Annotated in this window: 14 protein-coding genes and 1 pseudogene; 10 read left to right on the forward strand and 5 right to left on the reverse strand. The window is 72.3% G+C overall.

Annotated features, from left to right (window positions below; genetic code table 11):
* Positions 1-393 precede the first annotated feature (393 nt).
* The gene (locus tag HB370_RS41685) at positions 394-846 is read left to right on the forward strand and encodes a VanZ family protein (RefSeq protein WP_051815241.1); all 453 of its coding nucleotides are present in this window, start codon (positions 394-396) and stop codon (positions 844-846) included.
* A 161-nt stretch (positions 847-1,007) separates the two neighbouring features.
* Here HB370_RS41685 and HB370_RS03760 read toward each other — a convergent pair whose 3' ends face one another.
* Both HB370_RS03760 and HB370_RS03765 read right to left on the reverse strand, forming a co-directional pair.
* A complete protein-coding gene (locus tag HB370_RS03760) occupies positions 1,008-3,623 on the reverse strand; it encodes a SpoIIE family protein phosphatase (RefSeq protein ID WP_030775940.1) in 2,616 nt (871 codons plus the stop codon).
* A 276-nt stretch (positions 3,624-3,899) separates the two neighbouring features.
* The gene (locus HB370_RS03765) at positions 3,900-7,736 is read right to left on the reverse strand and encodes a hypothetical protein (protein WP_030775937.1); all 3,837 of its coding nucleotides are present in this window, start codon (positions 7,734-7,736) and stop codon (positions 3,900-3,902) included.
* 276 nt (positions 7,737-8,012) lie between these two features.
* On the opposite strand from HB370_RS03765, the gene HB370_RS03770 reads away from it, so the two are divergent.
* From HB370_RS03770 to HB370_RS03790, 5 genes are all read left to right on the forward strand, one after another.
* Positions 8,013-8,159 (forward strand): hypothetical protein, encoded by a 147-nt coding sequence (locus tag HB370_RS03770; RefSeq protein WP_157855530.1) that lies wholly within the window; start codon positions 8,013-8,015, stop codon positions 8,157-8,159.
* Position 8,160: 1 nt separating this feature from the next.
* Positions 8,161-9,165, forward strand: a complete 1,005-nt coding sequence (locus HB370_RS03775; protein ID WP_051815240.1) for a peptidoglycan-binding protein — start codon at positions 8,161-8,163, stop codon at positions 9,163-9,165.
* Positions 9,166-9,322: 157 nt separating this feature from the next.
* Positions 9,323-10,213: a DUF6528 family protein gene (locus HB370_RS03780; protein ID WP_051815239.1), complete on the forward strand. Its 891-nt coding sequence runs from the start codon at positions 9,323-9,325 to the stop codon at positions 10,211-10,213.
* 310 nt (positions 10,214-10,523) lie between these two features.
* Positions 10,524-11,195, forward strand: coding sequence for an SGNH/GDSL hydrolase family protein (locus HB370_RS03785; protein ID WP_030775929.1), 672 nt, complete (start codon positions 10,524-10,526; stop codon positions 11,193-11,195).
* A 45-nt stretch (positions 11,196-11,240) separates the two neighbouring features.
* The gene (locus HB370_RS03790; protein ID WP_030775926.1) at positions 11,241-11,882 is read left to right on the forward strand and encodes a TetR/AcrR family transcriptional regulator; all 642 of its coding nucleotides are present in this window, start codon (positions 11,241-11,243) and stop codon (positions 11,880-11,882) included.
* A gap of 89 nt (positions 11,883-11,971) precedes the next feature.
* On the opposite strand, the gene HB370_RS03795 is transcribed toward HB370_RS03790, so the two are convergent.
* Together HB370_RS03795 and HB370_RS03800 are read right to left on the reverse strand one after the other, a co-directional pair.
* Positions 11,972-13,438 (reverse strand): MFS transporter, encoded by a 1,467-nt coding sequence (locus HB370_RS03795; protein ID WP_051815288.1) that lies wholly within the window; start codon positions 13,436-13,438, stop codon positions 11,972-11,974.
* A 189-nt stretch (positions 13,439-13,627) separates the two neighbouring features.
* On the reverse strand, positions 13,628-14,290 hold the full coding sequence (locus HB370_RS03800; protein ID WP_030775919.1) for a TetR/AcrR family transcriptional regulator: 663 nt from the start codon (positions 14,288-14,290) through the stop codon (positions 13,628-13,630).
* Between the two features lie 290 nt (positions 14,291-14,580).
* Between HB370_RS03800 and HB370_RS03805 the strand changes: the two genes are divergently transcribed.
* From HB370_RS03805 to HB370_RS03815, 3 genes and pseudogenes are all read left to right on the forward strand, one after another.
* A complete protein-coding gene (locus HB370_RS03805; protein ID WP_030775916.1) occupies positions 14,581-15,903 on the forward strand; it encodes a UDP-glucose/GDP-mannose dehydrogenase family protein in 1,323 nt (440 codons plus the stop codon).
* A gap of 201 nt (positions 15,904-16,104) precedes the next feature.
* Complete coding sequence (locus HB370_RS03810) at positions 16,105-17,313, forward strand: glycosyltransferase (protein WP_030775913.1); 1,209 nt, start codon at positions 16,105-16,107, stop codon at positions 17,311-17,313.
* Between the two features lie 92 nt (positions 17,314-17,405).
* A pseudogene (locus HB370_RS03815) lies at positions 17,406-17,624 on the forward strand (transposase); the annotation flags it as partial.
* Positions 17,625-17,693: 69 nt separating this feature from the next.
* Here HB370_RS03815 and HB370_RS03820 read toward each other — a convergent pair.
* The gene (locus tag HB370_RS03820; RefSeq protein ID WP_030775910.1) at positions 17,694-18,926 is read right to left on the reverse strand and encodes an MFS transporter; all 1,233 of its coding nucleotides are present in this window, start codon (positions 18,924-18,926) and stop codon (positions 17,694-17,696) included.
* 255 nt (positions 18,927-19,181) lie between these two features.
* On the opposite strand from HB370_RS03820, the gene HB370_RS03825 reads away from it, so the two are divergent.
* Positions 19,182-20,780, forward strand: coding sequence for an amino acid adenylation domain-containing protein (locus HB370_RS03825; protein ID WP_051815238.1), 1,599 nt, complete (start codon positions 19,182-19,184; stop codon positions 20,778-20,780).
* The last annotated feature ends 46 nt before the right edge of the window (positions 20,781-20,826 follow it).

The following is a 20,826-nucleotide window of genomic DNA, read 5'->3' on the forward strand; positions in this document are numbered from 1 at the left end:
CGCATCTTCTCCAGGTGATGACCGCCGGCACGAGCCGCCGGACTCGCGGACAACCGCCCTGCGACGCAGGGTCCTTGACGACTGGAGGACCGAATGACCCGCATCGCCTTGTCCTCACGCGCGGCCTCTCGCGGACGCGCGCCCCGAACGAGTCCCCTCGCCAGGTTCGGCCTCCGGGGCCGGATCAGGTCGCAGGCACATTCTCCCGAGGGCACCGACAGAAACCCGGTGACGAAGGCGACCGGGAACGGCGGACTGTTCCCGAGGGTGTGGGCGCGGCGGTGGGGCGGCCGTGCCCGGGACACGAGGGCGGACAGGGCGGGCGACGCCCGTGCGGCCTCCGCGGCGGGGGCCGTCGAGGAAACGACGGTCCGCCGTTCCCGCCGTCGGCACGTGCTCCCGTGGCCGGTACGGGCATTGGCGATGCTCTGCGCCTTCGTCTTCATGGTGGCCTTCGCCGCCGTACTGGCCAAGATCACCCTGGAGCCGTCCCCGGCCTCGGCTTCCCTGGCGCACAGCAATCTGCACCCCGGCCGCTCCCTCAAAGCCTATCTGGACCAGCCTGAACTGCGGGACACCGTCAAGCAGATAGGCGGCAACCTCCTGCTGGGCGTGCCGTTCGGGGTACTGCTGCCGGTGCTCGCCCCGGGGGCCCGGGGGTTCTGGCGGGTGATGCTGTCGACCGCCACGGTGATGCTGCTGGTGGAGATGGCCCAGGGTTCCCTGGTCACCGGACGGGTCTTCGACGTGGACGACGTCATCCTCAACACGTCCGGAGCATTGGCCGGTTACCTGCTGTTGGGCCGCAGGCTCGGACGGGTGCACGATCGCCGCGAGCGCACGTGAGGCGAACGGCGGTCCTTGCGGGCGTCCACGAACAGCTTGCGGCAGCCCTCCAGGCCGTGGGCGAGCGACGCAGGAAGTGGTGAACGCCGAACGCTTCGGGACCCGCCTGGTCCGCCCGGTGGGAACGGCGTGCGAGGGCTCCGCCACGGGACGGCTGCCGGTCAGGCGCCTGGCGGGGTGGGACGCAGGGCGAGGAGGGCGATGTCGTCGGTGCTACCGGCGCCGAGGCCGAGGACCAGTTCGTCGCAGAAGACGTCGAGGGGTGCCTGGGCGAGGTCGGCGGTGTGCCGGCGCAGCCTGGCCAAGGCGACGCTGAGGGATTCTCCTGGGCGTTCGATCAGTCCGTCGGTGAACATGAGCAGGGTGGAGTGGGCCGGCAGCGGGTCGCGGGCGGTGCTCCTGGGAAGGGTGCTGTCCACGCCGATCAGGAGGCCAGAGGCGGAGTCCAGGTAGTGGGTGTCACCGTCGGGACACGTCAGGATCAGAGGGAGGTGGCCGGCGGATGAGTGGTGCACTTCCCATGGGCCGTTTTCAGGGCCTTTGACGACGGCGTAGGCGCAGGTCGCGGTGGAGTGCGGGTACAGGGTGAGGGTCGCGAGGTCGAGGCGGCGCAGTACCTCCGCGGGCCGGTCCTGACAGTCGACGGCGATGCCGCGGAGCATGTTGCGCAGTTGGCTCATCGTCACGGCGGCGTTCAGATCGTGCCCGGACACGTCTCCGATGACCAAGGCGGTGTCGCCGTCGGGCAGGGTGAAGGCGTCGAACCAGTCGCCGCCGACCTGGGCGGTGGTACTGGACGGGGCGTAGCGGGCGGTGATCTCCATGGACGGGACGTGCGGAAGGCGGGGCAGGAGGGAACGTTGAAGCTGCTCGGCCGCGTTGCGGGTGTGCTGGTGCAGGCGGGCGTTGTCGACGCTCAGCGAGATGCCTTTCACGAGGTCGGCGACGAGGAGCGCGTCCTGTTCCGTGAAGGGGTCGTCGTGGCCGGTACGTACGACGATCAGGGCGCCCAGCACCTCGCGCCGGGCCCGCAGCGGCGCCATGATCGTGCTGTCGGCGTCCAGTTGCTCGAACAGCCTCAGCTGCCGGGCGTCCAGGGCGCTTTCCGCCTGGTCCGGTGAGGGAATGTCGGTGATCAGCAGGGGTCCCGCGCCGTTCAGTACCCGGGCCAGCGGTCCTCGTGCGTTCTCGGACACCGGGGGCAGCCTGCCGAGGTCCACCCCGGCGCTCAGTGCCCGAGGCTCACGGTGGACGACGCAGACCCGCTCGACATCCCCGTGCTCGCCGAGCAGGTCGACCACGCACCAGGCGGCCAGCTGCCGGGTGAGGACGTGGCACACTCGGCGCAGTCCCTCGCGCAAGTCGAGCGTGCTCGACAGCGCGCTGGTGGTGTCGGCCAGCAGGCTCAACCGCTCCCAGGACCGTGTCGCCTTCTCACCACCGCCCCGCGGCGCCGCTGCCGCGCCGGTATGCGGTCGCACCGAGGGCCCGGCACCGGAACGCGACACCGGCCGGTCCTCCCCGGGAGCCGTCGCTCTGGGCATGAACTGGCCGATCCGTACCGTGCGGCCGTCCACCGCCTCCTGACTGCGGACGTGCAGACGCACAGGGACCAGGCTGCCGTCGCGGTGCAACGCCGGCAGGGGGATGGACCGGCCCATGATGCGGGACCGGCCGGTCAGCCGGAGCGCGGTGAACCCGGCGCGATGACGCTCGCGCAGATGCGCGGGGATCAGCACGGTCAGCGGTCTGCCGATCAGTTCGTCCGTCTGCCATCCCAGCAGGTCGGCCAGAGCGGCGTTGGCCGCGATGATCCGGCCGTCGTCGTCGGCGGCGACAGTCGGGACATTGCTGTCCTCCACATCGCCGGCGTCCCATGGCGCCAGTTCGACGGAGGTCGCGTCCGGCACGCCGGGCAGCAGTGTCCAGGCGGTGGGCGGTCCTCCGGAGAGTTGGGTGACCAGCTGGTCGAGCACCCATTCGTAGTGGCTCCGCACGTGCGGCGGAGCCGGGAGGGTGAGCAGGGACCCCAGCTGTGCCGCCGCGTCGCCTTGTTCTAAAATGTGCCGCAACGTGTCCACGGCGGGCGCGGCGTCCGACGGGAACGCGATGTCCAGGGTCACCGTGGCGCCGCTGGTGACCGTCTCCTCCAGTGCGGATGCCATGCACGCGTTGATCACGTTGGCCACATCGTTGGCGACGAGCAGCTCGGGGCACGACACTCCGGTACGGTCCTCGACGCGTGTGGTCGACATCAGTTCGCGCAGCATCTCGTCACCGTGCTGCTGTGCCGCGCGGAACACGATGTACGGCATGTCGATCAGCGTCACGGTCGCGGTCCGCCCGCACATGGGCACGGACTCCCACCCGGACGTCGGCGGCACCGGGGCCTTGGGCCACAGCTCGAACCAGACCGTCTTGCGGCCCTCGCCGACGTGTGCCCCGTGGCTGGAGGCCAGCTCCTCGACCACGGCAAGGCCCCGCCCCGTACCGGCATACGGCCTGGGCTCCCGCGGCACGGGCGGACGATCCGGCCGTCCGTCGCCGACTCGCACCCGCACTTGTCCCTCGTGCGACCAGATCCGCACCTCCACCTCGGTGCGCGCGTGCAGCACCGCGTTGGTCACCAGCTCACTGGTCAGCAACTCGGCGGTGTCCACCACCTCCGGCGCGACACCACGCAACGCCGACCGCACGAACCGCCGGGCCAGCGGCGCACTGCGCGTCTCCGGAGGAAAGCACCGGGAGAGGACTCCGGATGGGCTAGAGCTGTTCATACCACCATCAATCCCTCTGAGGTGCGAAAATCTAACCCTCCTCGACCAGGTCGCGGTCGGGGTCGCGCCGGGCGTGGCCGGCCTCACGGTCGGGTCTTCGGATGCCGGTCCGTGCGGCGCGGTGTCGCCAGGCCGCCCGGGTGGCAGAACGGGTACGCGCCCGCGTCCTGCCAGGCCAGGCGCAGTGTCAGCCCACCACCCTGCGGACACCTCGTACAAACGGCATACCTCGACGATCACACGCCGTCAGCCCCCAACGACAACACGCCAACAAGCTCAGTGACAGACCCTGCGGTAGGGGACGTCCGCCACATACACCCGCCATTCTGGGCGGGTCAGCCCGCCTCCGGCGCGGCGGCACACCGTCTCGGCCACGCGGTCCGGGTCGAGGGTGACGCGCTGGAACGGCACGTGTTCGCCCGCGACGTGCAGGCCGCCGCCGTCGCCGGTGAAGGCGAGGGCGAGGACGCGGTCGCCGGCCGTGGGCAGGTCGGTGCCGAGTCGGCGGCGGGAGTCGACGTCCCACAGCCGTACGGTGCCCTGCGCCCCGGCCGCGGCCAGCACGCCGCCGTCCGGGGAGAACACCAGCGCGGTCGTCTCCTCCTGTTCGCCCGTGGCGCCTCTGAAGTAGCCGCCGGGCAACGTGCCCAGCGAGGTGGCCCGCTCGACGTCCCACACCGTGATGCCGCCGTCGATGTCCGCGAAGGCGGCGCGCTTGCCGTCGGGGCTCAGGACACTGGCACACGCGCAGTCCATCGTCTTCCGCCGGCCGTGGCCGTCGGCCGGCAGCAGGGTTCCGTCGCTCATCAACAGGACACCGCCGTCGTGGGACACGGAGGTGACGGAGTCCCCGGCACCGGCGTCGTCCTGCCCGTTCGCCGAGTCCTGGGGGCGGATGTCCCCGGTCTTCCGGCCGTTGCCGGCGTTCCACACGGTCACCGTCGCGTCGTCGATGCCGGTGGTCAGCAGTGACCGGCCGTCCGGGCTGAGCACCCACCCGGCCAGGGGCATGTCGCCGTCGTAGAGCTTCAGCTCGGTGAGCTTCCGGTTGCGGACGGTGTCCCACACGGTGATGTGCGTCGGCCCCGTCGGGTCGGCCGGGCCGGAACCGAAGGCGAGGCGTCGGCCGTCGGCGCTGAGGAACAGCGCCGTCCCGCCGCCCCCGCTCATGGCGTCGGGCTCCACGGGCGCCCCGGGGACGCTGATCGTGTACCGCGGCCGGCCGGTCCGCCCGTCGTGGATCCGCAGCCGGGCCGGGCCCTTGCCGCCGCCGTCCAGGACGGCCAGCACCGAGCCGTCGGCGCTCAGGGCCGCCGCGGCGGCGGCACGCGTGCTCCAGCGCGGCGACAGGGCGCTGCCGATGTCGACGCCGTGGACGACGGTCACCCCGTCCGCACCGGCGGCGGTGTAGCGCAGGACGCGGGCGGTGGTGTCGATGCGGACGTCGTCCGGCTGGATGTCGGTCAGCGGATAGCGGACCACGGGCGCTTGGGGATGGTCGAGCCGCCACAGCAGGAGGTCGTTGCCGCCCACCCCGGCCAGCAGTGTGCCGTCCGCGCTGAACACGTAGCTCAGCGGCGCCACTTGAGCGAGCCGGGGCGGTTGGCTTCCGGTCCGGACGGTGACCCGCCGTATCCCCGTCGTGTCCGTCGTCGTCAGGGTGCGGCTGTCGGGCGAGAACTGAAGCCTGGCCTCCGGTCCGCAGGCGAACCGCTGGCGCCAGCCCGTGTCGGCACGCCGCCCGGCCGGGATGTCCCAGACCCTGACGTCTCCCTGCACACACATCGCGACCAGCCGGTTGTCGGGGCTGATGTCGCCGGCGCCGGCCGTCTCCAGCGCCTTGGCGGTGTGGGTGAACAGGCGGTGCCCGCTGTCGGTGTCCCACACCTCCAGGCGGTTGCCGGTGAGGAAGAGGTAGGCGTGCCCGCTGGAGCTGAAGCCGAACTCCGCCCGGGTGCCGCTCGCCGCGCCGACCAGTGTGCCGCCCTCCCCGCCGGCGTCTTCGAGGCCGTCTTCCGGCGGCGGCTCTCCCAGCGTGCCGGAGCCGTCGTCGGAGGGCCCCAGGACCGGGCCGTGGTACCGGCCGGTGCGGGTGTCCCACATGCGGACGCGCAGGCCGTCCTCGCCGGCCGGCACGGACACGTAACGCCCGTCGGGGCTCAGGTCGCCCATGGCGAGGTCCTCCATGCCGGCGGGCAGCCGTCTGCTGTCGATCACCCGGTGCGTCACCAGGTCCCGGCGGACGAACCTGCCGTCGCCCAGGCCGAAGAGGGTCCGCCCGTCCGGGCTGAGCAGCTGGGTGTCCGTGGGGTCGGGCACGGTGAACGTGGGCAGGTCACGCTGGGCGAGCGCGCCGATGAGGGCGGACCGGGTCTCCGGGGTCCGGCTGAGCCGCCAGGCCGTGACCCCGAGCCGCAGCGCCGTCCCCGGATCGGTGGTGCGCAGACCGTCGGCGGCGGTGGCCGCGCGGCGGGCGGTGGCGGCCAGGTGCCGGCGTTCGTTCGTACGGTGCTGCTGCCAGGCCACGGCACCGGCCACCAGGGCGAGCACCAGCAGCACCGACACCGACCCGGTCAGCCCGCGCAGCCGTCTGCGTTCACGGGAGTGCGCGGCCGTGCTGGCGTGCAGGAATTCCCGTTCCACGGTGCTCAGTTCGCGGTCCCGGTCGGCCGGGTCGAATGCCTCGGCGGCCTCGGCCAGCCGGGTGCCCCGGTACAGCGCGCCCGGGTCCCGGCCCAGTTCCCGCCATGATTCTGCGGCCTCGGTGAGCCGGCGCAGTACCCGCAGCCGGTGCCGGTCGTCCTCGATCCAGCCCCACAGCCGTGGCCAGGCGGTGATGAGTGCCTCGTGCCCGAGGTGGACGGTCTCCCCGTCCAGGGTGATCAGCCGGGCGCGGGCCAGGCGTTCGAGGACCGTGTCGACGCCGCCGGCCAACTTCGGGTCAGCGGCGCGCAGTTCGGCGCGCGGCACCGGCCGGCAGGTGTCGGCGGTGCCCTCGCCGGGCGTGATCAGGCGCAGCAGCACCCGTCGTACGAGGTCGGCCTGGCTGTCGGACAGCCCGGCGTACAGGTCTTCCGCCGTCTGGGCGATGGCGCCGCGCACTCCGCCGGCCGCCTCGTAGGCGCGCAGGGTCAGGGTGCGGCCGGAGCGGCGCCGCCAGGTCTCCAGCAGCGCGTGCGACAGCAGAGGCAGACCGCCGGGCTCGCCGGCCACCTCCTCCACCAACTGCGCGGTCAGCGCCCGTTCGACGGTGAGGCCGCGCGCCATGGCCGGCTTGACCACCGCCTCGCGCAGCTCCTCGCGGCCCATGGCCGGCACCGGCACCGCGGCGTCCCGCAACACGCGCGCCAGTTCTGGGTGTTCGAGGCAGCGGCCGTAGAAGTCGGCGCGTACGCCCAGGACCACCCGCAGCCGGCTGCCCGGCTCCCGGGCCGCGAGCAGCGCCTCGATGAACCGGGCGCGTTCCCGCGGGTCCGGGCAGAGCGTGAAGACCTCTTCGAACTGGTCGACCACGACCAGGGTGTCGCCGGTTTCCCCGGCGGGCCGCAGCTTGTCCGCGTGGGAGCGCGCCGGGTGCGGGCCGGGGGTGAGGACGCGGATGGCGGCGAGGGGTGCGCCGGCGTCGGCCGACCGGCGCAGCCGGGGTATCAGCCCGGCGCGCAGCAGGGAGGACTTGCCGCTGCCCGACGGCCCGAGCAGCACCGCGCACCGGTGTCCGCGCACCAGTTCCGTCAGGTCCGCCACGAGTTGGTCGCGGCCGAAGAAGACGGCCGCGTCGCCCGGCTCGAACCGGGCCAGCCCCCGGTACGGGGAGTCCCGGGCGTCCTGGTCCTCGGGGGGCAGGGCGGCCAGTTCGTCGGCGGCCGCCTGCCGGCGCTTCTCCCACGCGTCCGGGTCCCCGCCGCACGCCGTGACGTACGCCCGTGTCACCTCCGCCGACGGCAGCCGCTCGCCCGCCGCCGCCTGGGACAGCGCCGCCGCCGAGTACGGGGTGCGCTGGGCCATCGAGCGGTACGTCGGACCGCCGGCCTCCGTCCGCAGGGCCCGTAACTCCACCGCGAACCGCTGGACCGGTCCCGCCTCCGGATCGATCGGGTTCTCCGGACGTCCCATCCCCTGTCCCCCTTTGTCCCCCTCCACCGCATCGGCGCCGTCCCCTTGCGCCGCGCACCCACGGTAGGGCCCGGCCCGTGCGGCGGCCAGGCGGCGCGTCGGGCGCGCGCACATTGATTACCTGCGCGAACAGGGGCTGCTAACCAACTCCGCGGCGGCTGAACTCGGTGTCCGGCGGCACCGCTGCGGCACACCGCACAGCGCCGGCCGGCCGGCCGTGCGCCGGACCGTCCGCGCCGCCATCGATCCGTACCTCTCGCACACGAAGGAGCGCTCATGACCGAGCCCGTGGAAACGCCGCCCTATCCGGTGGGCGGTGCGGGGATCTTCGACGTCGACCCCGACCAGGCCGGCGTCAGCCAGAACCCCGATGACGCGGTGACCGGAGACGTCCAGTCCCTTCCCGAAGACGTGGAGTTCTGACATGGGCAACGTTCAGGGCATGCTCGCCGCCGCCCGCAAGCTGCTGGGCACCACCGAGCACCCGCCCGGTTCCAACCGCAACCTGATCACCAAGTGGTACGGCTTCACCGGCCCGTGGTGCGACATGGCCGTCAGCTACGCCGCCGCCCACTCCGACAACCTCCAGGCGATCGGCGGCAAGTTCGCCCTCACCACCGCCCACGCCCGCGCCTTCCAGAAGAAGGGCCGCTGGCACTACGGCATCGGCGGGATCCGCCCGGGCGACATCGTGTTCTTCGACTGGTCCGGCTCCCGCTCCATCGGTGCCATCGACCACGTCGGCATCGTCGAGGCGGTGCACTCCAACCGCACCATCACCACCTTGGAGGGCAACACCTCCAACGCCTTCCGCCGCAGGCGGCGCAGCTCCGCCTGCATAGTGGGCTACGGCCGTCCCGCCTACAAGGGGGGCAGCGCGCCGTTGCCTAGCGGGGACGGCATCCTGCGGCTGGGCTCGAAGGGGCAGGCCGTCAAGACCCTGCAGAAGAACCTCAACACCGTGCAGAAGGCCGGGCTCACCGTGGACGGTCAGTTCGGGCCGGCCACGCAGAAGGCGGTGAAGACCTTCCAGACCAACCACCACCTGAAGGCGGACGGCGAGTACGGTCCGCAGTCGGCGGCGATGATGAAGGCCGCGCTGGCCGGGAAGAAGGCGCCGATCCGCCCGAAGGCCCTCGTCGCCGCCCCGGCGGTGCTGGAGGTCGACGGGATCTTCGGCCCGGCGACCTGCGCGGCGCTCCAGCGCGCCCTCAACAGCCGTGACAAGGCGGGCCTGGAGGTCGACGGGGCGTTCGGTCCGCTCACCATCACCGCGCTCCAGCGCCATCTGAAGGTCACGGCGGACGGCATCGTGGGGCCCGAGACGGTCAGCGCCCTGCAGAACCGCCTGGCCACGCCGGCGAGCGGCGAGTGGGACGCGGCGACCACCCGCGCCCTGCAGAAGGCCCTGAACGCCGGCTCGTTCTGACCGGCCGGCACGCGGGCCGGAGGGCCGCCACGGGGGACGGCCTTCCGGTCCCGCGCGGTGGGGACGGGCATCGCCCGTCCCCTTCCGTCCGCCCCCACCTCGCCTCTCCCCTCACGGACCAGGAGAACCTCTCCCTCACGGACCAGGAGAACCGCAGATGAGCACCTCCCAGGACACCTCGGGTACGGCAGCGGCGGCCTACCGGGTGGCGATCACCGAACAGCGCACCGGCCGGATCCTGCTCTTCGACCGCGACGCCCAGTGGACCGACGCCCATGTCCGATGGAGCTTCAGCACGGGCAACGCCCCCGGCTGGGACCATCCCTTCGAGATCCGCTTCCGGGACACCCGGCGCTACGGCATGATCGCGCTGATGACGTTCGGCCGCCCCGGCGAGGGCCGGGCCGCGATCGTCAACGTGACCTCGAAGGCGCACCTGACCCGGGCCGACCTGCTGTGGTCGGCACGCATCACCAGCTACCCGCACTGCATCGAGCGCGTGCCCGACGCCGGCACGGTCGTGGTCGCGGGGTCACGGGACCGGCTGCACGTCTTCGGGCCGTCCAGCAGTGACCCGGCGACCCTGAAGGAGGTGCAGACCCTCGAGTTCACCAAGGCCCACGCCGTTCTGTGGGACGACCAGAACAAGCTGCTGTGGGTGACCGGCGGCACCGTCGTGCGCAGCTACCGCGTGACCGGTTCGATGCGTGACTCCCGGCTGGTCAAGCACGGACCGGACATCAAGATCGCCGGCAACGGCCACGACCTCCAGCCGGACTACAGCCGGCCCGGCACCCTGCTGGTCGCCGACAGCCGCCACGTCTACTCCCTCCACAAGACGACCCGCGCCCTCACCACCGTCGCCTCGCTGCCCCACCCCAAGTCCTACGTACGCCACGCGAACGGTCAGGCCATGTGGACCACGGACCCCAATGCGGAGGATTCCGTGTGGGGCGGACCCACCGTCCACTTCTCCGCGGGCGGCGACCGCACCCGCCCCGGCGCCCAGATCTACAAGGCGCGGCTGTACACGACGCAGTTCCACTGAGCCCGGCCGGGAGCCGGGAGTTCCGGCTGCCGGAGGGCGCGCGGGCGGCCCGGGCGGGCGTGTTGTGCGTGGGCGGTCGAGGCGGTCCTCCGCGCGCGTACTCCAACTGGGGCCCGCGCATCGGCATCCCTGCGCCTACCTTCAGGGCACCAGCAGGGCCGCCCCCTGTCTTCAGCCGCGGCAACGCCTGCGGCGCGGGCCCGGACGCCGGCGACGCCGTACGGTCCCCGACCGCCCCAGCCGACCGCGACTCGGTGCCCGCGCTCGGCGAGCATTGACAATACATACGGTCGACCGCACTCTTTAGGGTATGGTTACGACCCTCACCGAGGAGACCGATCCCTTCTGCCTCGCCACGCTCGACGCCGCGGCGATGCTGTTCGACGCCCCCTGGCAGCGGTACGCCGTGATCGGGGACAGCCTCTCGGCAGGGACCGGGGACAAGAGCGTCGGTTACGGCGACCAGGGCTGGCCCGATCGCGTCGCGCACATCCTGCGGCAGGTGCGGCCCGGGCTGGCCTACCTGAACACGGCGGTGAACGGCGCGACGACGGCCGCCACCCTCGCCCGTCAGGCCGACGCGATGCGGGAGTTCGCCCCGGACCTGCTGCACCTGCCCTGCGGCGCCAACGATCTCCTGCGCCGCGCACCGGATTTCGGGGAGATCGAGCGGAACCTGCGCACGCTGTACGACCTGGCGGCGGCCACGGGTGCGCTGCTGACGACCTTCACCCTGGGGCGCTCCTACGTCGTGCCGGTCTTCCCCGACTGGACGGAGCGCGTGCGCACCCTCAACGACCTCGTCCGCGCCCTCGCCGGCGAGTACGGCGCCGTGGTCGTCGACATGTGGGATCACCCCGTCAACGCCCGGGAGAACCTGCTGAGCGCGGACCGCGTCCACTTCTCCACGTCGGGCCAGGCCGTGATGGCCGCCGAGATGGTCCGGGCCCTGGCCGCCGTCCTGGCGCACCGCACGCCCTGAAGGCCCGTTCACGCCGCGCGTCCGCACCCGAGTACGATCGACCGTATGGACACTGGGGCACGTACGTTCGCCACGCGGGCGGACACGGTGTCGGTCACCGACAAACGCCTGCTCAAAGGGGCGCGGACGCGTGAGGCCGCGCTGCGTCGCGCGGTCGACATCGCCTCGGTCGACGGGCTGGACGACGTGAGCTTCGGCCGGCTCGCGACCGATACGGGCATGAGCAAGGCGGGCATCCAGACCCTCTTCAGGTCCAAGGAGGTACTCCAGCTCGCGACCGTCGAGTACGCGCGCGACATGTTCATCGACGCGGTCATCCGCCCGGCGCGGGACGCGGCTCCCGGAGTCGCCCGGCTGCGCTCCCTGATCGAGCACTGGATCGAGTACGCGAGGACACCGCTGTTCGAGGGCGGCTGCTTCGTCGTCGCGAACATGGCCCGTTTCGACAGCAGGCCCGGCCCGGTCCGCGACACCCTCCTGCGCCATCAGCGGTCATGGCTCGACACCCTCGGGGCGGAGTTGCGGACCGCCGTCGAGTCCCGTGAGATCGCCGAACTCGACATCGACCTCGCGGTCTTCCAGATCGATTCCGTGCTCTGCGCGGCCAACACGGCCCTGCGGCTGGGAGACGAGGGTGTCATCGCCAAGGTCCGCCGTACCGTGGAAGATCTCCTGAAGGCGGCCTGAGCGTTCCTCGCGCCGGGCCGTACGCGGCAACGGCCCGGCGCCTTGGGGGAATCGCTCCCCGAAGGCGCCGGGCCGCCCACCCCGTGCCGTCACGGCTTCGCCGGCGGCGCCTTCGGCAGGAGGAACACCAGCAGGGCCGCGAGCGCCGCGATGGCGCAGGCCGTCAGGGACGTCAGCGCGAACGCATGCCCCGCCGCGTGCACCCGGTCCCCCGAGGCGGCACCGGTGTGGAAGGCGCGGAAGAACACCGCTCCGACGACCGCCACCCCCAGCGCGGCACCGACCTGCTGAGCCGTGGACAGCGATCCGGAGGCCATCCCCGCGGTCTGCGGATCGATCCGCGCCAGGACCGTATTGAGCAGCGGGGTGATCAGCAAGTCGCCCCCTACGCTCTGCAGCATCAGGGTCGGGATGACGAGCAGGGGTGTCAGCCGCGGCCCGGACAGCAGGACCACGGCGGTCGTCAGATAGCCGGCCGAGAGGACGACCGCACCGGTCTCCAGCACGCGGCGGCCGTACTTGGGCACGAGCCGCCCGGCGATCAGACCGCAGACGAAGAAGGTCACCGCCGCCGGCGCGTAGACCAGCCCCGCGCCGAGGGCCGACATGCCCAGCCCCTCCTGCATCGAGACGGACAGCGCCAGATAGTACGAGGTCAGCAGCGCGTACACGGCGATGACCAGGACGATGCCGAGCGAGAACGAGCGCTGGGCGAAGAGTGACAGCTTGACCAGCGGCTCACCACCGCGCCGGTCGACCGCTCGCTCCAGCGCGACGAAGAGCGCGAACGCCAGGGCACTCGCCGCGAAGCAGGCCCACGTCCACCAGGGCCAGCCCGCGTCCCGGCCCTGGATGAGCGGGTAGGTGAGCAGCAGCAGGGCCGCGCTGAGGACCAGAACGCCGGGCACGTCGAGCTTGCGGGTCCGCTCCGCCCGCGACTCCGGTACGTACGCGAGGGCCAGCACTATGGTGGCGATGCCGATGGGGATGTTCACCCAGAACACCGAGCGCCAGCCGGAGCCGAAGAGATCCGCGCCGATCAGGAGGCCGCCGACCACCTGACCGCTGACCGAGGCCATCCCCATGACGACCCCGAGGACGCCGAAGACGCGGTGCCGGTTCCGCGCCGAGACGGTCAGCGTGATGACGGTGAAGACCTGCGGCACCATCAGGGCCGCGCCGAGGCCCTGGACGACGCGGGCGCCGATGAGCACGCCCGGACCGCCGGCCACGGCACAGGCGAGGGACGCGAGCGTGAAGACCGCCGTCCCGATGACGAAGACGCGCCTGCGCCCGTAGAGGTCCGCGAGCCGGCCTCCGGTGATCAGGACGACGGCGTAGCTCAACTGGTAGCCGGCGAGGACCCATTGCAGCTCGCTCGCGGTCGCCCTGAGTTCCGTCCGGATGGCCGGGCCGGCCACGACGACGATGAACGAGTCCAGGATCGCCATGAACATTCCGATCATGACGGTCGACAGCGTGACCCAGGGCACCGCGTCCTCTGGACCCGGCCGCGCGCCGGGCGCGGCCTTGATGGTGGGGCTGGCATTCGACACGTGGGGCATCCCTTTCGCGGCAAGGCGCAACTGGCTCAGCGACTCCGAGCCCCACAAAGAATACGTACGACCGCATGCTTACTTCAATCGGCTTCTCCTCCTTTCCCGATCCGGGTGCGCACGGGCCGGCACTCCCCGCACGCCGTGACGGCGGCCGGCAGGTCGAGGCGAACCGGTCCGCCTCGCGCCTCAGTGGTCGCCCGTCGCCCGGCAGTCGCCCCCCGTCTCGGGCATCCCCGCGTCAAGTGCCGCCGGGCCGAGGAGCGTCGCGATGACCGACCGGAGGTACTTCTCCAGCTTGGCGTCCGGTGCCGACTGGAGCGCCGGGGGGCGGATTTCCGTGAGGACGAGGCTGGTGCCGAGCATCCAGGCCGCCAGGAGTTCCGCCCTCAGCTCGGCGTCGGGACCGCCGAGGCGGGCCGCCAGGCGGGTGGAGAACACCTCGCTGAAATCCGCCCGCAGCCGCGCGACCGCCTCGCTCTTGCCGGAGGACCGCAGCACCGAGAGCACCGGGTGGGTGAACTCCCCGTCCTTCGGCGCCCCCAGGAGCATGGCGCACAGCCAGTCGGGTATCGCCTCCACCGGCTCCTTGAGCAGGGGCTCGAATATCTTGCCGGCGCCCGTCACATCGTTGAACAGCGCTTCCTTCGAGCCGAAGTAGCGGTAGACGAGAGCCGCGTCCACACCCACGTCACCCGCGATGTCGCGCACGCTGGTGCCCTCGTATCCGTACTTGCCGAACCGGAAGGCCGCGGCGGTCCTGAGCGCCGCGCGCGTCGCCGTCGCCGAACGCCTCCGGGCGGGCCGCTCGGCCACCGCTTCCGACGCCTCGCCGTTGTGTACTCCCGTCACGTCACCAAACCTCCATCGTCAGGCGGCCCGCCCGCCAACGGCCCATGTTCCAGCCTGTGGCTGCTGGCTCAAAGTCACCGATCGTTGTCATCAATCGTTGACTTGTGTTCGCTCCGCATGCCATACCTGGAACGGGTCAACGATTGATGACTTAGGTTCCTCCCTGTCCCAGGGCCGTACGACGGAGTCGGCCCGTTCCAGGTCGCCCGCACGACGCGGTGGCACGCGGCCTCCCCGCGCGCCGCCGAGACCGTCCCACGGGCCCCATCGACCGGAAATGGTGATCTTCTGTGCCTGCTCAACGCGTCGCCGTGGTCGGTACCGGTTACGTCGGACTGACCACCGGTGCCTGTCTCGCCTCCCTCGGCCATGCGGTGGTGTGCGCGGACGCCGACCCCCGCAAGGTGGAACGGCTGCGCGCGGCCCGGGTGGACATCCTGGAGCCCGGCCTGCCCGAGACCGTCCGGGACGCCCTGGAGGCGGGCCGGCTGGAGTTCACCGAGGACACCGCGGCCGCCGTCGCGGAGGCCGAGGTGGTCTTCCTGTGCCTGCCCACCCCCATGGGCGCGGGCGGTGCCGCCGATCTCGCCGCCGTGGAGGCCGTCGCGGAGCAGATACGTGACGTACTGCCGCCCGGCTGCGTGGTCGTCAACAAGTCGACCGTGCCGGTGGGTACCAGCGAACGCGTCGCCGCACTGCTCGGGCGGGCGGACGTGTCCGTCGTGAGCAACCCCGAGTTCCTGCGCGAGGGACGCGCCGTCCACGACTTCCTGCACCCCGACCGGATCGTCATCGGCGCCGCCCGGCGGGACGCCGCCCGGCGGGTGGCCGACCTGTACGCCGCGCTGGACGCGCCGTTGGTGCTCACCGACCCGGCGAGCGCCGAACTGACCAAGTACGCGGCGAACTTCTTCCTCGCGATGAAGCTGTCCTTCGCCAACAACCTCGCCACCGCCTGCGAGCGGTTCGGCGCCGACATCGGCGATGTCACCGAGGGCATCGGCCGGGACCCGCGCATCGGCTCCTCCTTCCTGCTGCCCGGACCCGGCTGGGGCGGCTCCTGCCTGCCGAAGGACACCCACGCCCTGCTCACCGTGTGCGAGCAGGCCGGGGTCGACTTCCCGCTGCTGCGCGCCACGATCGACACCAACGTCGCCCATCAGCGCCGGCTCGTCGAGCGGATCGCCGCCGCGTGCGGGCGCGGCCCGGACGGCTCGCTGCACGGCGTACGGCTCGCCCTGTACGGGCTGACGTTCAAGGCCGGCACCTCCGACCTGCGCGACTCCCCCGCGCTCGCCGTCGCCCGGCTGCTGCGCGAGCGGGGCGCCGAACTCACCGCCTACGACCCGGCGTTGTGCGACGAGCAGCCCGACCTGAGCGATCTCGCCGAGCTGGCCGACGACCCGGTGCGGGCGGCGGAGGGGGCCGCGGCCTGTGTCGTCCTCACCGAATGGCCACAGCTGCGCGACCTCGACTGGGCGGCGATCGCCGCGCGCATGACGGGCCACGAGGTCCACGACTTCCGCAACCTGCTGGACCCGGACCGGCTCGCCCGGGCCGGACTGAGCTGGCAGGGCATCGGACGCGCGAGCGCACCGGCACGGGTGGCATGAGCCGGGAGCGGACGAACCGCCCCGTCACCGTCCGCGCCTGACGCACCGTTCCACACCGTGTACGCCGAGACCGGGCGCCGCACGCCGCTCAGCCTCCGGCGTACCCGCGTCTGTTCGCTCCGTCCGGGTCTCCCGCGTGCTCCGGCCGGCACCCCTTCGCCTGCCACCGCCGAAACTCCACGAGAGAAAGGCCCACCCCCCATGCGAGTCCTGTGCACCACGCTCGGCAGTCCCTCGCACGGGCGTGCTCAACTGCCCCTGCTGCGCGCCCTCGCCAAAGCCGGGCATCAGGTCCTGGTGGTCACCACCGAGGCCCTGGCCCCCGTGTTCCACGACGACGACGTGGAAGTCCGCGCCGTCTTACCGCAGTTCGACCCGATCGCGATGCTCGGCCCGCACCTCGCCGAACTCCAGGACAGCGCCGAGCTGTCCCTGACCTCGCCGGTACTGCCGCGCCTGCTGATGCGGGCCCTGGCCGGGCCGAGCGTCAAGCCGCACCTGGACATCCTCGCCCCCGTCGCCCGGGAGTTCCGGCCCGATCTGATCCTGCGGGACGGCATGGACATGGCCGCGGTGCTCACCGCCGAGCGGCTGGGCGTGCCGCAGCTGCCGACACCCTCCGGGTTCTCCAACACCATCGAGCCCGAAGAGGTACTGCCCCGGCTCAACGAGCGGCGCCGGGAGCTGGGCCTGCCCGAGCGGGACGATCCGCTGTCCCTCGTGGCGCACGGCCGTGTCGACTACGTACCGCCCTCCCACTCCTTCTGCCGGCACCTGCCGCCGGCCCTGGCGTACCGGCAGACGGTGGACGTCGAGCGCCACCAGGTGCTGCCCGGGTGGGTCGTCGAACTGCCCACGGACCGGCCCCTGGTGTACGCCGCGATCGGCACCGCCCTGCCGGTGGTGCGCGAGCAGATGGGGGCCGGGGCCAACCCGTTGCCGGTGGAGATCCCCGACGTCACCGAGAGCCTGGAGGCGATCCTGGGAGCGGCGGCCGAGCTGGACGACTGCACGGTGATCGTGTCGACCTCCGGGGTCCCGGTGGACACCGGGGGGCTGCCCGGGCACGTCCGCGTGACCGAGCGGGTGCCGCAGCCGCTGCTGCTGGAGTCGGTGGACCTCTTCCTCACCCACGGCGGCTTCAACAGCGTCCGCGAGGCCCTGCGCACCGGCACTCCGCTGGCGGTGCTGCCGCACTTCGGGGATCAGCACGTCAACGCGGAGCGCGTGGTGGAACTGGGACTGGGCGGTCACATCACCGACCGCAGTGCGCGGGGCATCACCGACGTGTGCCGGACGCTGCTCGCCGACCCGGCGCCCAGGGCGCGGATGCGGGCGGCCCAGCTGGCGATGCTGACGCTGCCCGACATCGAGCAGGCGGTCGGCGACCTGGAGGCGATCGCCGGGTAGCTCCCCGGGTCACAGCGCACGGGGGCCGCGCCCACGGCACGGGCGCGGCCCCCGACGCCTCTCCCCCGGCACCCACCCCTCCAGGACGACATACCGACGCGATCGAGTCGGTCAACGCGCGGATCCGGCGAGCGGTCAAGGCCCGCGGACGCTTCCCGGACGAGCAGACCGCCCTGAGGTGCGTCTACATGGCCACCATGTCGCTCGATCCCACCGGCACAGGACAGGCCCGCTGGACCATGCGCTGGAAGACCGCGCTGAACGCCTTCGACATCACCTTCGACGGCCGGCTCTCAGCAGCCCGCCAGTAACCCGACCACCCTGGATACACCGTTCGTCGGAAACGGTGACGCGCCGCTGTCCCCGGGCGGCGTGGCCGTTCAGCCGGCCGTGGGTACCTCGTCGGTCACGCTTCTCGCGGTGGCGCGTGTGCGCAGCGCCCGGGAGACGAGGGGCGGCATGGCCGCGCCCAGGGCGGTGTACGTCACGGCCAGCACCACCCAACCGAGGGCCCCGTGGCCGATCACGAGCCAGGTGAAGACCGCGGGCGCGATCATCTTGCCGACATCGGCACCCATCGCGTGCGTCGCCTGGTACTGGCCCTGGGCATGGTCCGGGGCCAGGTCGAAGGCGATGCCCCAACTGCCCGCCGCCTGCCGCACCTCGCCCAGCGCGTGCCCGACCGCGCCCACGACGAGCAACAGGCAGGCCGGTACCAGCGCCGCCCCGTCGCTCAACGCGAACAGCAGGCAGGCGGCCGCCACACAGCCCGCGCCCTGGAAACTCGCCCGGGCGGCGGCGCTCGGACGGTCCGCACCCCGGGCGGCCCTGGTCTGCACCGCCACCACCAGGACGGTGTTGACCAGCAGGATCACCGCGCTCATCCAGCGGGGCGCCCCCGTGTGCCGCAGCACCCACAGCGGCAGCACCACGTCGAGCAGGATGGTGTGCGTGGTCAGCATCCCGTCCAGCGCGGCGAAACCGAGGAACGGCACGTCCCGCAGGACCGTGAGGGCCGGCCCCGCCGAGGCCGGGACCGGGGGCACGGCCGGTTCCTTGACGGTGAGCAGGGCGGTGACCAGGAAGGCGACGGCGATGAAGCCCACCGCCCCCTGGTAGGCCAGGCGGGAGCCCACGGCGAGCACGAGGCCGGCCAGGCACGCGCCGACCGAGACGGTGGCGTTGGAGGCCGCGCGCACCTGGGCGAGCACGGTGACCCGGTCCCCCGCCGGGATCAGTCCCGCGATCATGGCCTTGCGGGAGCTGCGGCCGGACCGGTAGGCGATGCCCTGGAGCGAGACTATGACCAGGTACGGCCAGAAGGCGGTGGCGAACAGCAGCGCGCAGGTCAGCACGGCAAGCAGCAGGAACGACCACATCTGGACGGTCCGCGGACCCGCCCGGTCGGCCAGGTGCCCCAGCGGAATGCTGCACAGCATGACGATCGCTGCGGCGACGCTCACGCTGATGCCGAGCTGGCCCGTCGTCAGGTGCAGCACGGTGACCGCGTAGATCGCGCTGAGCGCCGTCCACAGCCCTTGGCCCAGTGACATCACCATGGTGATGACGGTGAGAAGGCGCGCGGGTCCGGGCGGCGGCAGCAGGGATCTCATGGGGGGCACTCCTCGCTGTGCTGTCCCGGCGAGGCTAAGGCACCGCAGGAACGGCCGGGGCTTGTGCCCACAAAGGGAGTTGAGCGCGAAAAAACCGTTCTGCTCACTGCGCGCGTTGTCGCCGCACGGCCGCACAAAGCAGCTTGGCAGAACGGGGTTTGCTCGCTCAAGGAGCACTGCGCTCGCAACCGCACGGCCTGCCGGGGGCCCGGCTAGCGTCGGTCCGGCTTCCCGTCACCGTCAGTTCGGACCGACATGACCACAGCACTTGACCAACGTCTCGGCGCCGGCCTGCTCCACCACGCGAGCACTCATCCCGGCCGCGTCGCCCTGTCCATCGGACGCCGCGACTACACCTACGAGGAGGCCGCGGTCACCGCACGCCGGTGGGCCGCGGCCCTCGTCGAGGCGGTCGGCGGACGCCCCCGACGGGTCGGCGTGTTCGCCCACCGCAGCGAGGTCTCCTACCTGGGCGTGGCCGCCGTCCTGTGCGCCGGTGCCGCCTTCGTGCCGCTCAACCGGAAGTTCCCGCAGGAGCGGACCCGGACCATGCTGGAGCGCGCGGACGTCGACGCCGTGCTCGTGGACGCCGCGTCCGCGCCCCGACTCGCCGAGCTGCTGCCGCAGATACCCGGGCGGCCGGCGGTTCTGCTGCCGGACGCCCGGCGGGCCGATGTCCCGGGGCTGGCGGGACACCCGGTGCTCGACGCGGTCGATCTCGCGGGTTTCTCCCCGCTCCGGGCGCTGCCCGAGCCGGCCCCCGACGACCCCGCGTACCTGCTGTTCACGTCGGGCAGCACCGGAGTGCCCAAGGGCGTCCCGGTCACCCACGCCAACGTACGCGCGTTCCTCCGGGCCAACCAGGACCGCTACCGGCTCACCCCCGAGGACCGACTCAGCCAGACCTTCGACCAGACCTTCGACCTGTCGGTCTTCGACCTGTTCATGGCCTGGGAGAACGGCGCCGCGGTGTGCGCGATGGACCCCATCGAACTGCTCGCACCGTTCAAGTACCTCGAGCGCAACGGCATCACCGTCTGGTTCTCGGTGCCCTCGGTCGCCGCCGTGCTGCGCAAGCGCGGCGCGCTGCGGCCGGGCAGCATGCCGACGCTGCGCTGGAGCCTGTTCTGCGGGGAGGCGCTGCCCCGGGCCACCGCCGAGGCATGGCAGGCGGCGGCGCCGCACTCCACCGTGGAGAACCTGTACGGGCCGACCGAACTCACCATCGCCTGCACCGTCCACCGCTGGGACCCGGTGACCAGCCCCGCCGCATGCGTCCACGACAACGTGCCCATCGGACGTCCCTATCCGGGTCTGCACACCCTGGTCGTGGACGAGCGGTTGGCCGAGGTCCCCGAGGGCGAGCCCGGAGAGCTGTGCGTGGCCGGCCCGCAGACCACGCCCGGCTACTGGCGGGCACCGGAGCTGACGGCCGAGCGCTACTTCGAGCACGCCGGCCGTACCTACTACCGCACCGGTGACCTGGTACGGCACCTGGACGGGCAGTACGTCTGCCTCGGCCGCAACGACCAGCAGGTCAAGGTCGGCGGGCACCGGGTCGAACTGGGCGAGATCGAGGCCGCGCTGCGCCGGGCCGGGGCCCTGGAGGCGGTGTGCCTGCTGCGGCCGGACGACCAGACGATCACCGCCGTGGTGTCGGGCGCCGTCGACCCGGACGCCCTGGCCGACGCCTGCGCGGCGGACCTGCCGGCCTACATGGTGCCGAAGTCCGTGCACGTCGTCGAGGAGATGCCGGTCAACACCAACGGCAAGGTGGACCGCGCGGCACTGCGCACCCGGCTGACGAAACAGGAGCAGGAGCGGGAGCGGGAGCAGACGGCCGGGCGCCGCTGAGACCGCCCTGCCGCGGCATGACCACCCGCACACGAATCAACGCAGG

Source organism: Streptomyces sp. DSM 40868, assembly GCF_011820545.1.
Classification (GTDB): Bacteria; Actinomycetota; Actinomycetes; order Streptomycetales; family Streptomycetaceae; genus Streptomyces; species Streptomyces eurythermus.

Excerpts from the sequence above, each read along its gene's own strand:
- HB370_RS03760 (WP_030775940.1), bottom strand. The coding sequence starts at position 3,623 with ATGAACAGCTCTAGCCCATCCGGAGTCCTCTCCCGGTGCTTTCCTCCG.
- HB370_RS03785 (WP_030775929.1), top strand. The coding sequence starts at position 10,524 with ATGGTTACGACCCTCACCGAGGAGACCGATCCCTTCTGCCTCGCCACG.
- HB370_RS03765 (WP_030775937.1), bottom strand. The coding sequence starts at position 7,736 with ATGGGACGTCCGGAGAACCCGATCGATCCGGAGGCGGGACCGGTCCAG.
- HB370_RS03770 (WP_157855530.1), top strand. The coding sequence starts at position 8,013 with ATGACCGAGCCCGTGGAAACGCCGCCCTATCCGGTGGGCGGTGCGGGG.
- HB370_RS03820 (WP_030775910.1), bottom strand. The coding sequence starts at position 18,926 with ATGAGATCCCTGCTGCCGCCGCCCGGACCCGCGCGCCTTCTCACCGTC.
- HB370_RS03775 (WP_051815240.1), top strand. The coding sequence starts at position 8,161 with ATGGGCAACGTTCAGGGCATGCTCGCCGCCGCCCGCAAGCTGCTGGGC.
- HB370_RS03780 (WP_051815239.1), top strand. The coding sequence starts at position 9,323 with ATGAGCACCTCCCAGGACACCTCGGGTACGGCAGCGGCGGCCTACCGG.
- HB370_RS03790 (WP_030775926.1), top strand. The coding sequence starts at position 11,241 with ATGGACACTGGGGCACGTACGTTCGCCACGCGGGCGGACACGGTGTCG.
- HB370_RS03810 (WP_030775913.1), top strand. The coding sequence starts at position 16,105 with ATGCGAGTCCTGTGCACCACGCTCGGCAGTCCCTCGCACGGGCGTGCT.
- HB370_RS03825 (WP_051815238.1), top strand. The coding sequence starts at position 19,182 with ATGACCACAGCACTTGACCAACGTCTCGGCGCCGGCCTGCTCCACCAC.